We start from the raw sequence: 14,934 nt of genomic DNA, 5'->3' as shown, positions 1-14,934 counted from the left end.
TCACTGGCCTCTAAACTTACGAATGTTAATTAGCTCTTGGGCACACCAGCGTTTTTTTACTGACGCAGGCCAAAAAGTAATAGTCGAAATAGTTAACCCCCAAATCACCGCTGCAAATGCAATGATCAGATTTTCACTAATACCCTGAATGTTGCCATCGGCTAATGCTTTGAGTGCAGGCCCCATCGGGATCATAGTGGCAATTAGCCCTAACATTGGCGCAATACGGGTGACAATTCGTAAGGTTTCGAGTTGTTTTAGCGCAAAAACTTCGTATTCATCCTCGCTCGCGTTGGGGTGTTTAATAAAGTAATTATGAATATCAAAGCCGCGCAACCAGCTGGGACTTTTAGTGTCTATTTGACGTTGATAGAGCAGGCTGTGTTTTTTACGAATACAATATTCGCTGATGAACCGCCCCAATGCAAAAATTGCATAAATAAATAACACCACAATAGCGATGATCACCGGTGTCATTAAAATTTCAGAAACATTAGCCATTAATACTTCAATGGTTTGAATACTCACAGTAGTTACCCCTTTTATTAGTAGGCGGCAAATTTAAAGCATTGCATATATTTAATCAAGAATCTAAATGAAATTTATTATCATTGGTGTTGATCAATTTTCATAATGGCGTATTATTCTCTCGTTTTTTGCAGGAATTCACTGCTTTACTAATAAAAATTAAGGATGTAAAAATGTTTAAGCCGACACTCTCTTTGATCACACTGGCTATTAGCAGTGTTCTTTTTCATGCTAGTGCGATTGCAGATGATACGCAGTCAATTACCAATGATGAATTAGAAGTACTGGTTGTTTCAGGCTCTCGTATTGCAAAGCCTTTAAAAGATGTGGCTGCGAGTATTTCAGTAATGACGGCTGAAGAGATGCAAATGCAAGCAGTAACCGACATCAATCAATTATTTAAATATGACCCGAGTATTCAAATTACGGGTCGCATTGGTGGTGCGCAAAATATTACAGTGCGTGGCATGGGCTCGGACCGTATTTTAATGATCAAAGACGGCATGCGCATGAATGAGGGGTATGGGGCAAATGGCTTAAACGATATTGTAGGGCGCGGTTTTATTGAAACAGATACGTTAAAGCAGGTTGAAGTGGCAAAGGGCGCATCGTCATCATTGTATGGCTCAGATGCATTAGGCGGTATTGTGGTGTTTACCACTAAAGATGCCAGCGATTATTTACAGCCGGGTGAGCAATTTGCAGGTAATGTTAAAGCCGGTTATAGCGATTTAAGTAGCCAATATACGCTTGCTGGTACTTTGGCTTTTATTACTGGCGATGTTGAACATGTGCTTAGTAGCACCTTACGCGATGGTGAAGAAGAGCAAAGTTATGATGGATCACTGAGCCCATTTGACATTGAATCAAGCAGCTTCATGTATAAGGGCAAGTACAATATCAGTGAAACTGACTCGCTAGATTTTAGCGTCGATCTTTGGCGCCAAGAAGCGAAAGGTGATAGCGCTGATGGTTTATTGGCTTATTTTCGTTCATTAGCACAATACGGGTATAACATTGTCGATGAGCACACTATTACTGATAAAGAAACTAACTCGTATCAATTAAGCTATCACAGCAACGCGCAAACCTTGCTGTGGGATCAATTTAATGTGAGGGGGTACTACAATGAAAGCAGCCAAGAAGATGAAGAGTACGCATTTTTAGATATTAATGCGCCGATGTTTGGTACCGTTGAAAAGCGCGATATGTTTAAAACAGGTCTTTATAAGCAAACCACGAAAGGCTTGTTATCGAACGCCAGTAAGCAGCTAAATCAGCAGCACACGTTAGGCTTTGGTTTAGATATTGAAACAACTGATAGTTTGCGTACCGTGCACGAATACCGAGAAGCGGATGGTGTGGTCAGTAAAGATGACTCAACCAGTAAATTTCCGCGCAATGATACCTTCAGAGCAGGCTTTTTCATTAATGATGAAATCTCATTCATGGATAAACGTTTAGTGATCACCCCAGGCGTTCGGTTTGACTATTATGAAATGGACCCTAATGGTGCATTGAAAACGGATGGCACTCAGTTTGCAAAAATTGATGATCAACACCTATCGTTTAATTTGGGTGCACTTTATTACATTAACGATATGCTGTCGGCGTATGCGCAATATGGCCAAGGTTTCAAAGTGCCAGCCTATGATTTAGCGTACATTGAGCACTACAATCAACCAACCTCAGAATACATCTATGAAATCATGCCAAGTGATGATCTATCGGCGGAAGAAAGTGATAGCTACGAACTAGGTTTACGTGGCCATATTGGTAGCTTTACAGTTAATGCCGCTGTTTTCTACAATGAGTTTGATAACTTTTTGGCCACTGAGCTGGTTAACCGTGACAGCGTTTTTAATGCTGATGGCTCATTTTCGTATATACAAGATACGTTTCAATACCACAACCTTGACTCTGTAACGATTAAAGGTGCGGAGTTTGGCGCGACCTTTTATGCAACAGACAGCCTTGACCTATTCTTTAATGTGGCATATCAAGATGGTAAAGATAACAGCACAGATGAATATATTTCCAGTATCAGTCCGCTGTCAGGTAATCTAGGTATTAGTTACAAACAAGATGATTTTGCCAGCAATGTGATTTTAAACTGGGCAAAACAAATGACGAAGGTAAATGAAGGAAAATACCAAACCCCAGGTTATGGCACGGTTGATTGGCAGTTAAGTTATCGATTAGCTGATACACAGCTAAATTTAGCGGTAAATAACATATTTGATAAAGAGTATTACCAGCATAATAATCTTGCTGGCCATGATGCTGGCGACAGCTTAGCAAACCTTGCCAGCGCAGGGCGTAACTTTTCTGCCACGATTAAATATAACTTTTAATGAGCAAAACACGCTACATTGCTCGCGTTATAAAGGGTGCTTTTGCTAGCAAAGCACCCATCTATAAGGCTTAATTCATCGCATCGTTATATTTTTCGGCTAAGCTTAGTTTTTGCTCTTCGCTCAGTGCTTTCCCAGCTAACTGAAATATTTCATGCTCTTCTTCAGTTAAATGATGGTGCACAAGATGATGAAGTTTTTTTGCAGTCACCAGCCAAGCGGATGAACTCATATCGGTTTCTTCAAGTTGTTCAATTAATTCGTCAAGTTGATGGTGTTCGGCTATACCATGACGGGCTTTTTCGTGGGTTAAATCATCAAACATTAAGGGATTATAAAAATAGCGCTCTTCAAATTTGGCATGCTCTTCCAGCTCATGTTTTAAATTATCCATAAGCGATTGACGATTTGGTGAATCTCCATGTGTTGCAATTAGTGCATCAACCAGTGAGCGTTGTTTATCGTGATCGTTACGTAGTGCTTTAAAAATATTCATGATTTATCCTTGCTTTACTCATCTATAGGTTAGTAAGCAAGTGACGAGCCATGATTTAAGTTGTTGTTTTATATTGAAATAAAAATGGCGAATAGCAAGGTGATATAGCAAGAATGTAAAAATTACAGGTTAAAATGAAAAAGGCCAACACTGTGGTTGGCCTTTCAATAAGTAAGCTTAACTATGACTTATTCGCGTCTTTTACTGCTTTTAGTTTGGCGGCATGGTCAATTTCAAACGCTGGCATATCTTTGTTGCCATCAATTAAGTAATTATCCATCCAACGCATTAGGCGTAAGCTGTAATCGTATTGGGCAGCGACTTTACGGTTACCGTGTCCTTCACCCGGGTAGTATACAAGACGTACATCTTTGCCTTGTACTTTCATGTAACGGTACAGTTCCATTGATTGTGCAGGGTGTACACGCGGGTCATCTTTACCGTGCATAATAAGCAACGGTGTTTTTGATTGACCGGCCCAGTAAATAGGGCTGCGCTCTAAATACCACTGCCATTTATCCCACGGGTAAGAGCGGGCATGTACTAGGTTCATTTCGTTAGAAATATCCGTAGTGCCAAATTTAGATAGCTGATTAGTTACGCCCACAAACATCACACTTGCCGCAAAGTGTTCAGTCAGTTTTGTTGCGCCCCATGCTGAGGCATAGCCGCCGTATGAGCCACCGGTAATACCAACGCGTTTTGCATCAACTAAGCCCATTTCAACAAGGTGATCTTTAAAATCAACTAGATCATCAAACTCTTTACCTGCGTAATCGTTTTGGCCTAGTTTAGAGTAACCTACCCCTTTACCGGTAGAGCCGCGGTAGTTCGGGTAAAACACCGCATAACCGCGTGCGGCGCCCATTTGCCCTGGGCGCGAGTAGTTTGTTAGCCAGCCATCTTTATCATGGCTTTCAGGGCCGCCGTGCACAGACATGATCAATGGGTAACGTGTGCCTTCGTTATAATCAAGTGGATAAACGAGTACCCCATCAATCTCAACACCGTCGCGGGCCTTAAGTGAAATAGTCTCTTGTTTAGCAAAACGCTTGTCATTTAACCAGTTGTTTGAATCGGTTAAGCGCTGCGCTTTAGAGCCACGAACAATAAATACTTCATTTGGGTGCTTTGCTGTATTTGCACGTAGCGCTAAGGTTTTATCTGAATCAGAAATACTTAGGTTTGAGGCAATAAATTGGCCTTCTTTGATCAGCTTTTTGTATTTGTTTGAACCCGTTTTAATACTCGCGACAAAACTTTGCGTGCCTACATTGGCAATAAAGTTCAATGTATTACGCTTATTGGACCATTCAAAGTCAACGATGTGACCCATAAAATCAGGTAACCAGTCAGTTACTTCACCGGTTTTAGTGTCTGCTAAGAATAAGCGACCTGTCGCCGGATCGTGTTTATCTTCGGCACCCAAAATCGCGATATAACGGCCATCATGAGACAGCTCAGCACCGTCTAATTTACCTTCTGTGGCAAATGACATGGTTACTTGGTTAGTCGCGATATCAAATAAATGCCATTGTGATTTAGTGTATTTATCGTCAATCAGTGCAGTAGGCTGGGTTTTTACTAATAATTTGTCGCCTTGTGCTGCCCAGTTTACATCGCTGACGTAGTTAGCAACGTTTAGGGCTTGCGGGGTTAATGGCTGGTCTGCTTTGGCTAAATCAACAATAAACAGTTGTTTATCCTTTAAATCTAGCTCGTATACTTCTGCCATAAAGCCGAGTTTTTTCAGTTCTTTTTCAGACTTATCAGCCGCTGGCATAGCTAAAATAGCAAGTTGCTTGTTATTAGGGCTTAATTGGTAACTAGAAATTGAGGTGTCTTTAAGCGACAGTACTTTTTGCGCTTGACCACCGTCTACTGGAATTTGGTATAACGCGGTAAACTTGTCGTCTTTTAGCTTAGCTAAAAAATAAATGGTTTTGCTGTCGTTTGACCATTGAATACTCTTGATACTTACCGAGCCGGTAATGAAAGGGCGCTCTACACCTTTATCATCAACAACGTAAAGTTCGCTGTAATTGCTGCCATTTTCAGCTACGTATAATTCACGTGGCACAGAGCGGGTAAAGGCCACTGTATCACCATCAGGGCTGATACTGGTTTGCAGCACAGATTGAATTTTTGGAATATCTTCGACGGTTAACGATGTGGCAGCAACCGCCAGTGAACTTGACAGCCCAATGGCCAGCGCTAAGCTAGTTTTTAGCATGATTTTTCCTTCGCTTGTTTTAATTATCGAAGGCAGTATATCAATAGACTACTCAATTACGAAAATATGCGATTAACTTCCAAGCACTATCGATTAATGGCTGTAACGTACACCAACATAAAAGCGACGGCCATTTTGATAAATGCCTGTTGGTGCATATTCATTACGCTCATACAGGTAAGTGATTTCATCGGTAAGATTGATTGCTTCAATTACAAAATCAAAGCTGTCAGATACTTTGAAGGTAATACTGCCATCAAGTTGACCAAAGTTATCCATCATAGTTTCACCAACACCGGTGGCGAAATGAGTACGATAGTTATAGGCTAAACGTGAACTTAACCACTCATTTTCATAGTAACTGGTTAAATTTATTGTATGTTTTGAAGTGCCAGGCACATAATCCTCACGCCCTGATATGCTATCTGTGCGGTCGCCATCGACATAGGTGTAGTTAGTGATCAAGCCAAAACCATAAATAAGCTCTTGTTGATAGCCAATTTCTACACCTCGAATAGTGCCGCCACTGCCATTGATGGGCCTGTCAATGGTCATAGCAATGCCTTCGTGTTGTTCAATGGTGCGTTTAAATTCGACAAAGGATTCAACATCTTTGTTAAATAATGCCGCAGAGAGCAGGGCGGCATCATCAAAGTACCATTCAACGCTTACATCAAATTGATTGGCGCGATACGGATCTAAGTCAGGGTTGCCACCTTGTCCTTGTGCTTGGGTGACATTGTAATTAGTGGAAGGCATCAAATGATTATATTGTGGACGCGACATCACACGTGCAGCGCTGACGCGGGCGATCAGGTTCTCGTTCAGGTCAATGCTGATATTGGCGCTGGGTAATATATCGACATAGTTTTTGTTGTGTTGCTGCCAGACAAAGCTTTCTTGTTGTTCAACCGGTGAACCAACACGCTGATAAGCACCGGAGTCTTGAACGGTATTAACAACGCGTACGCCTAAGTTGGTACGGTAATCATCGCCATCCAGCATTAATTTAACATAACCTGCAGTAGTGCGTTCTTGAATATCAAAACGGCTGGCTTTTTCTTCTTGTTGCACAAAGTCGATAGTTTGGAAATCATTTGATAAGGCACTGATATCGGCATAACTATAATTTTTAAGGGTGTGTTGATCGCCAATATCGGCTAAAAAGCCATGAGGAAAAGCCGCTGGATAATCCGCTAAGGTCCAATCAAGTTGCTGGGCTATACCATCAAATGCGCCGTTAAATGAGCGATAACGAATAAAATCGCGTTGATGATCGCGGTACTTGGCACCTACCTTTATGGCGCTGATGATTGAGTGGTCAATCGCGCGTTCAAAATCAGCTTGTAAATAGAGCTCTTGATCATTTGAATCTTGGCTGTCGTTACGTGCTTCTGTTAGCTGCCAAGCCTGCGCATCAAGGGGAGACACATCGTAATTAGCAATAATATTTTTACGCTCAGTGGTATCTACAGTAAAGGCTGTATTGGTCGAAAATTGTGAGGTGTGATCTTGTTTTGAACCACCGCCGCCTTTGGTAAAACCAATTTGATATTGATTCTGCCAAAGGTGCGCTTGTTGGCTAACAATTAAATGCACGCTACTGGTATTGATTTCAGATTCTCGCCAAATAGCTTCCATGGCGGTACTAAATGGTAAATTTTGGGCATTTTGTGCGGGTACTTTTGAATAGCGGGCGTAAGTTAATGTGTTATCACTTATGCGAGCATCACTGATATGACCGCCTCTGGCAAACACGCTACTGGGTTGCCATAAAAAGTTTTGGTTACTGTTATCGGCATTAAGTACGGAATACAAGGTATTAAGTTGAATGTTCCACTCTAAATCGGGCTGATACTCAAAGTTTGCCGTGGCACTCGTTAATAGTCGCTGCTGCTGGAATATGGCAGAGCCACCACCACCGGGCGTCCAGATGTTTTTTATATTGGCAGTGTCACTGTCTGTTGCGGACAGGCTACCATCGGCATTTTGTTGAAAGTTTTGTTCATGCCAGCCCCAAGATTCAAGACCATCACGGCGTAGTGAGCGTTGATTACGGGTAAAGGTAACTAATGCACCAAAATTTTTATCGGGATTAGTCCAGTTATAAAATACAGCCAGTTGTGGGTCAAATTCACCTGATAAATCATTGTATTGTACTTGTGCGTTGGTAACAAACTGATTGTTCTGCGTATGCAAAGGTCGTTGTGTTTTAATATTAACAGAGCCGCCTAATGAACCTTCGTTATGATCCGCTTGCGGGGTTTTATATACTTCCAGAGAGGACACTAAATCAGCGGGTAACAGCGTGTAATTAAAACCACGATCAGGCTGGGTTGAGATCCACCAATCTGCAGAGGCAATCGCTTGGCCATTTAAAAAAGTGCGATTTTGTTCCGGTGTTGTGCCACGAACACCTACGCGCTCACCTTCTCCTTGGACACGCGAAAGTGAAATACCGGTGATGCGTTGCAATGCTTCCGCGACATTTTTATCAGGGAACTTACCGATATCTTGCGCGCTGATTGCTTCTATGATTGACTGGCTATCGCGCTTGTCTCGTAGTGATTTGATAGCGCTGTCATGAAAGCCCCTAATTTGAATTGTTTCTAATTGGTTTTGGTCAGTATGAGGGGGCGTTTTAGCACTTGAGTAAAGCGCATTGAATGCGCTGACAATGAGCATTATGTTAACAAGTTTTTTTATTTTTATTGTCATACTCAACCCAACAAGAACAACATGAGAAAAACTAGCAGTGATAACTACCTATAAAATAAGAACACACTCATTGAGTATGCTACTATGTACCGTATTTGCTTATATACCCAAAATGCTGAATTCTGCATCTTGGGATGGTTTGGGTATAGTACGCTTTCTTGACTAATTTAACCATAGATTAACGTGTGTAAAAAATAAACGATGCCAACAACCGAACTAAAACAGTTACTACTCAACGATGTGCTCGTTGATTTTGCTGCTCTAAAAGTAAAGGTAGCAGGGCGTTGGTGTGCCGTTGAAGCAAAGCAGTTGGTGTTATTAAAGTTGTTACTAGAACACCAAGGCAACGCAGTATCACGGGATATAATTATGGATGCGCTCTGGCCGGATGTCGTAGTGAGCGACAATTCAGTCAGTCAGCTAGTAACACAACTACGTAAAAGTCTACATGATGATAAAAACACCGCAACGTTTATTCGTACCGTACCGCGAGTTGGCTATCAGTTAATAGCAGAGGTCAGTGATGCACCGACCTTATTAGATAAAGTTACTCCGGCTACGCCGCGCACATCGGCTGTATTTGTTGCCCTAGGTTTAATGTTAGGCGCTATGCTGACACTTGTCAGCCAGCACTTACTTGCACCGAAAGCGCCAACTTTAAACTATGAATATCAATCACGGATCACCTCAGCGCCAGGGGCTGAAGTTTTTTTACGTTACTCTCCCAGTGGCCGATATTTAGCATTTAGCCAATCAAATGATCAACAAAGTCAATTTGATTTAGCCGTTTATGATCAGCAAAGCAAGACCGTGCACAGTATTAAAAATTCAGGTTATTCTGAAGAAGCGCCAGTGTGGTCGCCAGACGGTAAATGGCTGGCTTACTTTAGATATGATCCGCTTAGTTGCGATATCCGCGTTATTCCTGTCTCTAATGCCATTGAAACATGGCGCTTGAGTCCTGAGTTTAAACTCACTCGCTGCCAGCAACGTCATGGACCTAGCAAATTACACTGGGCCGATAACAACACTATTTACACCACGCACTGGCAAGACGAACAACCGCGCTTAGTAAAATATACCTTGGCATTTTCACCTACGCCCACTTTATTAGAGCAGCAAATCGTGGGGGATTTTAAACCGATCACCTTTGATATTAATGAGCAGCAAAAAATGCTCATACTTGAAAAAGATCAAGGCTGGTTTAGCGTCAGTGAAGTGGATTTAACACAATCACTGCAACGCACTGAAATAAAGCGCAGTCGGCACAGTCATGCGCCGTTATTATTTGATAGTGAACAGGGTTATTACTGGCTCGGTGATGATGCGTTACGTCGTTATGACTACCAAGGTAATCAGCAACTGGTACATCAACCATTGGGTTTTGTCGCCGATTTGGCAATTAACCCGCAAACGGGCGATATTGCTCATGCGGAAGGGCAAGCACGGGTTAATTTGTATCAAATTGAGTTAGATTTAAGTAAAGATGTCCCGAAAATCCGCAATACTATGCAATTATCGTCTTCTGCGCGAATGGACATTTTACCCGCAGTATCCCCAGACGGACAACAAAGCGCATTTATTTCATTGCAACGTCGAGGGATCACGGGCTTTACCCATATCGAAGTATGGCTGAAACATAAACAGCGTAAAACCGCGAACCTAATTGCCACTTTACCTAGTAATATTACTCCTAAATATCTGCTTTTCTCACCGAATGGCGACAATGTATTATTGGCGGATGAACAGCAAAATGTGTATTTGATCAATACCTTTTCACGTCGTTTAGTACCAATCATTTCTGGTTTTGAGCAGCTCAATGGGGTGCGTTGGTCACAAGATAGTCACAGTATTTATTATCAAGTTAGCAATGAGCAAAGCGCCAATGAGCAGTTACAATGGCAAGATTGGCGTTACGATATTCAACTTATGAGTAATACCTTAGTGAAAGATAACGTCGCGTTGCAAAGCTTAGATGAGGAACACCCACTTTGGCAGCTTAATAGCTCGTATTTAGAGCATGATTTACACGTGCGTACTTATTTATCAGCGGTGTTAGAGCAGCAATTACCATTAGCGCAATTGTTGCCATCACTTGAGCTGTTTAAGCCTGCGGTATTTAAACAGGGCATTTATTATGTACTACGCCAAGGACATCAGCTCTTGCTGTATTGTTACTTAACCGAGCAAAAGCGCAATGTGTTTATAAAAGAGCTGGGTGTTTATGGTTATGATATTGACATTAATCTTAATATCAGTAGCTCAGTCGATGGTCGTCAAGTGGTGTTTAGTCAAGTGGATGGCATTGAAACAGATATTTTATTGCACAAAGCCATTAAGGCAGTGTCGCCATAAACTGTTTGATGCTGCTTTGATCCCAATTACGGCTACGGGCTTCTTGTAGGGCGCTATTCGCTAGTTTTTGAGCTGCCTGCGGTTTATTATTAGCCGCTTGAATTTGCGCTTTAAGTAATAATAATTGTGGGTGTTCACTATCATCAGCCAATGCCGAATTTAAGGCTGCGGTGACCTGTTGCGGTGGTTTTTTTAACTCAAAAAGTAATAAGGCAAGTTCACGTTTAGCACTAAATAATCCTTGTGCTGCTGCCGCTTTTAACCATGTTAGGGCTTTATTGGGGGCATAATCGACATATTGGCTGTTCAACAGCTCTCGTCCTAAACGGTATTGCGCATTGGCAAAACCACTTTGAGCAGCGAGTAGAATCCAATTTAAGCCTTTTTCACGATCAACTTTACCATACTCGCCGCGTAGCATATTTGCACCAATACGATATTGTGAATTAGCATACCCGTTAACGGCTGAGCGCAGTAATAATTCACTATTAGCGTTGGCTTGCTGCCAATGGTATTTCAATAAGCGGGTCGCGTTGTATTCATCTGAACTTAGCCAATTGGCAATATAATACTGTACTAAGGCGTTACCTTGCTCTGCGGCATCAATTAACTCAGAAATCTTTTCATTGTATTCACGTTGCTGACTTTTAAAGCTTTGCTCGTACTGTTTACCCTTGTAAGTGGTGAAGTGATACAACAAAGAACGATTATAGTAAGGCAAGGTTTGGCTATCACCTTGATATTGCCAGCGCTTCACTGCGTTGATAATGGCTTGATCAAAGGTTTTTTCGGGGTAGGAGTCAATTAAGGAAATATCGGTTACAGCGCCGCTTTTATCAATATCAAATTCAAGCCACACCCAGCCTTCTATGCCATTTTGATAGGCATGCTCTGGGTATTTAGGTTCAACTGTATAGCTACGCTGTGGACTTGAATGCGGGGCAGGACTGGCGGTTAACTCTGGCCGTAACTGTTGATCATACCATTGAAAACTAAGTTGTTTTAACAGTGCATTATAGGCGTCATCAAGGGGTTGTTGATTGTTACTTTGTCTGGCTATTAGCATTGCCGTATCGCGCGCATCGAGCAGCCCAAAATCAGCAGCTAAGCTAAACCAGGCATAGGCTTGTGCTTTGTTTTTTGCAACCCCTTGGCCGTGTAAATACATTACAGCGATGTTATAAATTGCGTCTGCATTGCCTAAATACGCTAGTTGTTGAAATTCGTGTTGTGCTTCGTTGAAGTTTCCTTGGTGGTAGTCAAGGGTTGCACTCAGCAAGTCTGCTTTCGTCTGAGGTATAAACAGCAGACATAGCAATACCAATAAGAGTTTGTAGTGACAAAATCCTGTTGTTTGCTTACTGTGATCAATAGCTGTCTGTGCTGACACGTATTATGCTTCGCCGATGTTGTTCGAGTAACGTTTTTACCTATTGATTGTACTTGTTTTGTTTATTATTACTAGCGCCTTAGCGCGACTAATATGGGTAATTTCACAAATGAAAAAAGCAGGCAGTCAAGTGACTGCCTGCTTCATACCCAAACCACCTCAATATGCAGAATTCGCATCTTGAAGCGGCTTGGGTATAACCCCTGGGCATAGGGGCTTGCCATCCTTGGCGAAAGTCGAATACCTGTGTTAGCTTGGAGTTCGACAAATGGGGATTAAAAGTTAAAACGTACTCCGGCTACAAAGCGACGGCCATCGGCGTATACACCTGTTAGTGCTTGTTGCACACCTTCTTCTTGATAACTAAAGGTATGTTCGTCAGTGAGGTTAATTGCCTCTAAAACAAGCGCTAAATTATCGTTTACGTTGTAGGTAAAGTTCGCATCTACCTGGCCATAATCATCAACATAACCATGACCTTGGCCTGAGTTATAACCAGTACGGAAGTTGTATGAAATACGTGTACTAAAGGTTTCTGTTTCATAGTAAGTACTTAAATTTACAGTGTGTTCAGAGTTACCAGGAATAATCGTATCATTGCCATCGGCATCTTTTGCTTCACCATCGACAAATGTATAGTTAGCATTTAAGCCAAAACCAGCAAAGATCTCTTGTTGATAACCTAATTCAAGACCTTGGATGCGCCCTGAGCGACCGTTAGTAGGGCGATTCACTAAGATTTCTATCCCTTCATGGATCTCCAAGTTGGGTGAAACATCTAAGAATGATTGAATATCTTTATAAAAGACCACCGCTGAGAATAAACCTGCATCACTGAAATACCATTCCACCCCAGTATCAAACTGTGTTGCACGATATGGGTCGATATCAGGGTTACCACCACTGCCAGTTTGTGTTTCAAGATTATAAGAGGTCGAAGGTGTCATTGCTGCATAATCTGGGCGCGACATAACACGTGCAGCACTAAAGCGCAGCAGTACATCGTCATCTAAATCAATCGCAAGATTGATGCTAGGTAAAATATCAAAATAGTCACGGTCATCATCGGTCCATACTTCAGCGCCACTTTCACCTACATAGGCTGCGGTTGATTGTTGCGTTTGCACTAAACGAACACCTAAGTTACCGCGCATACCTTCAACATCGATATCTGCTTTGATATAACCGGCGGTAATTTTTTCTTCAACTTCAAAGGTACTGGCTTTGAGTACACGGTAGTTCCAATCAAGGGCATCCCCTTCATGGCGAACTTTATCAGAGTCGGTGATTGCATAATCACGTAACGTACCGTCAGAGCCTAGGCCCGATAAATAATCGGCTGGCATTGATAACGAGTAGTCAGCTAAGTTCCAGCCTAGATCCGTGCGGTTATCAGTGGTGTGCTTAGTATTAAAACGTGAATGATCACGGTACTTTAAACCAAACTTAACTTTACTAAAGACAGCGATGTCAATTGGCCGCGTAAAATCGACTTGCAGGTAAGTTTCATCATCTTTGGCATCATTACTATCGTAACGTAGAAAACCTAAATCCCAGTTTTTACCATCAGCAGGGTTTGCGGCATAGCTAGTTCGTACATCTTCTACATTTGAGGTGTCAAAACTATGCACATAGTTACCTTCCCAGCCAACACTGCGATCAGCTTGTGAACCACCACTGCCTTCGGTATAACCGACATGCACACTGGTCAACCATAAATCACCTTGGTGATCCGCTTTTAAATCGTATGATTTGGTGTTGATTTCAGAGTTACGTACTTTGGTTTCGTCTAAAATGTTATTCGCAGTTGCAGATAAGCCTAGAGTTCCGCCAACCAGCATAGTACCAACGTGATCATTTTCTACTAACGTGACATCAGTGTATTGTGAGCCACCGTAGCCGGGTAGCCAAAGGAAGTTTTGGTTTTCATTATTTGCTTCAAGGGTTGAATCAAGCGCGTTGAAGGTTAAATCTAATTGCTCGGTAGGGCGATACTGCATGGCTAAATTAATACCAGTACGAATACGCTCTTGCAAGAACATCGCCGAGCCACCACCGCCTGGGCTGTATACGTCTTTATACTCAGTACCATCTTCTAAGGTGATATCACGTTTTGCCCAGCTCCATGATTCAATACCATCACGGCGTAAATTACGCTGTTGGCGAACCACCGAAATAAGCGTCCCGAAGCTTTCATCTTCAGTTTTAAAGTTATACATAGCAGAGAGCTGCGGGTCGGTTTCGCCCGAAATTTCGCTGTGCTGTGCAAGTACTGAGCCGGCAAATTTATTCGCCTCTAAATCAAGCGGCTTACGAGTACGCACAATAACAGTCCCGCCAATCGAGCCTTCATCAATATCCGCTTCAGGTGATTTATACACTTCTAAGCCAGAGACAATTTCCGAAGGCAGCATCGTATAGTTAAAACCACGGTTTGCTGCGGAGTTAGTCCACCAGTCGGCAGAGCCAACAGCTTGACCATTTAACAGTGTACGGTTTTGGCTCTCGCTGGTGCCACGAATACTCACGCGCTCACCTTCACCAAAGTTACGGCTAATTGATACACCGGTGATACGTTGCAATGATTCTGCGACATTTTGATCGGGGAATTTACCGATATCTTCCGCAGTCACTGCATCGACAATCGCATTTGAATAACGCTTAGTGTTTAGTGATTTTACAACACTGCCACGGATACCGCGAACTTGGATCACTTCAACTTCGTCTGTACTTTTAAGTTCAGCACTGTGCGCTAGCATAGGTAAGCTTAATGCTGATGTAATTAGTGATGCACTTACTGCTAAATACAGTTTATTTATTTTTACTTTTAACATCCTCGATTCCCCTTGAATCAAAACTT

At 42.2% G+C, this 14,934-nt stretch carries 8 protein-coding genes; 2 read left to right on the top strand and 6 right to left on the bottom strand.

Features of this window, described 5'->3' with window-relative positions; genetic code table 11:
- Nucleotides 1–528, bottom strand: coding sequence for a MotA/TolQ/ExbB proton channel family protein (locus ACMVDV_RS21370; RefSeq protein WP_301562933.1), 528 nt, complete (start codon nt 526–528; stop codon nt 1–3).
- A gap of 173 nt (nt 529–701) precedes the next feature.
- On the opposite strand from ACMVDV_RS21370, the gene ACMVDV_RS21365 reads away from it, so the two are divergent.
- Nucleotides 702–2,882 carry a TonB-dependent hemoglobin/transferrin/lactoferrin family receptor gene (locus tag ACMVDV_RS21365; RefSeq protein WP_416159583.1) on the top strand — a complete coding sequence of 727 codons (2,181 nt, stop codon included), beginning with the start codon at nt 702–704 and terminating at the stop codon, nt 2,880–2,882.
- Nucleotides 2,883–2,952: 70 nt separating this feature from the next.
- Here the strand turns inward: ACMVDV_RS21365 and ACMVDV_RS21360 are convergent, their stop codons facing one another.
- The 3 genes from ACMVDV_RS21360 to ACMVDV_RS21350 all read right to left on the bottom strand — a co-directional run bounded on the left by ACMVDV_RS21360 (nt 2,953) and on the right by ACMVDV_RS21350 (nt 8,329).
- On the bottom strand, nt 2,953–3,378 hold the full coding sequence (locus tag ACMVDV_RS21360) for a hemerythrin domain-containing protein (RefSeq protein WP_304178852.1): 426 nt from the start codon (nt 3,376–3,378) through the stop codon (nt 2,953–2,955).
- A gap of 181 nt (nt 3,379–3,559) precedes the next feature.
- The gene (locus tag ACMVDV_RS21355; protein WP_416159582.1) at nt 3,560–5,611 is read right to left on the bottom strand and encodes a S9 family peptidase; all 2,052 of its coding nucleotides are present in this window, start codon (nt 5,609–5,611) and stop codon (nt 3,560–3,562) included.
- A 93-nt stretch (nt 5,612–5,704) separates the two neighbouring features.
- Nucleotides 5,705–8,329: a TonB-dependent receptor gene (locus tag ACMVDV_RS21350; RefSeq protein WP_416159581.1), complete on the bottom strand. Its 2,625-nt coding sequence runs from the start codon at nt 8,327–8,329 to the stop codon at nt 5,705–5,707.
- Between the two features lie 201 nt (nt 8,330–8,530).
- Here ACMVDV_RS21350 and ACMVDV_RS21345 point away from each other — a divergent pair, with 201 nt between their 5' ends.
- Nucleotides 8,531–10,684, top strand: a complete 2,154-nt coding sequence (locus ACMVDV_RS21345) for a winged helix-turn-helix domain-containing protein (protein WP_416159580.1) — start codon at nt 8,531–8,533, stop codon at nt 10,682–10,684.
- On the opposite strand, the gene ACMVDV_RS21340 is transcribed toward ACMVDV_RS21345, so the two are convergent.
- Together ACMVDV_RS21340 and ACMVDV_RS21335 are read right to left on the bottom strand one after the other, a co-directional pair.
- The gene (locus tag ACMVDV_RS21340; protein ID WP_416159579.1) at nt 10,665–12,074 is read right to left on the bottom strand and encodes a TonB family protein; all 1,410 of its coding nucleotides are present in this window, start codon (nt 12,072–12,074) and stop codon (nt 10,665–10,667) included. The two genes, ACMVDV_RS21345 and ACMVDV_RS21340, sit on opposite strands and share 20 nt — an antisense overlap.
- Before the next feature lie 275 nt (nt 12,075–12,349).
- Nucleotides 12,350–14,908, bottom strand: coding sequence for a TonB-dependent receptor (locus ACMVDV_RS21335; RefSeq protein ID WP_416159578.1), 2,559 nt, complete (start codon nt 14,906–14,908; stop codon nt 12,350–12,352).
- Nucleotides 14,909–14,934: the final 26 nt, after the last annotated feature.

This window comes from Pseudoalteromonas sp. ASV78 (assembly GCF_047806705.1).
GTDB classification, from domain to species: Bacteria; Pseudomonadota; Gammaproteobacteria; order Enterobacterales; family Alteromonadaceae; genus Pseudoalteromonas; species Pseudoalteromonas prydzensis_A.
The sequence above is the reverse complement of the archived record's forward strand: the minus strand, read 5'-3'. Positions and strand labels throughout refer to the sequence as shown.

Excerpts from the sequence above, each read along its gene's own strand:
- ACMVDV_RS21365 (WP_416159583.1), top strand. The coding sequence starts at position 702 with ATGTTTAAGCCGACACTCTCTTTGATCACACTGGCTATTAGCAGTGTT.
- ACMVDV_RS21355 (WP_416159582.1), bottom strand. The coding sequence starts at position 5,611 with ATGCTAAAAACTAGCTTAGCGCTGGCCATTGGGCTGTCAAGTTCACTG.
- ACMVDV_RS21335 (WP_416159578.1), bottom strand. The coding sequence starts at position 14,908 with ATGTTAAAAGTAAAAATAAATAAACTGTATTTAGCAGTAAGTGCATCA.
- ACMVDV_RS21345 (WP_416159580.1), top strand. The coding sequence starts at position 8,531 with ATGCCAACAACCGAACTAAAACAGTTACTACTCAACGATGTGCTCGTT.
- ACMVDV_RS21360 (WP_304178852.1), bottom strand. The coding sequence starts at position 3,378 with ATGAATATTTTTAAAGCACTACGTAACGATCACGATAAACAACGCTCA.
- ACMVDV_RS21350 (WP_416159581.1), bottom strand. The coding sequence starts at position 8,329 with ATGACAATAAAAATAAAAAAACTTGTTAACATAATGCTCATTGTCAGC.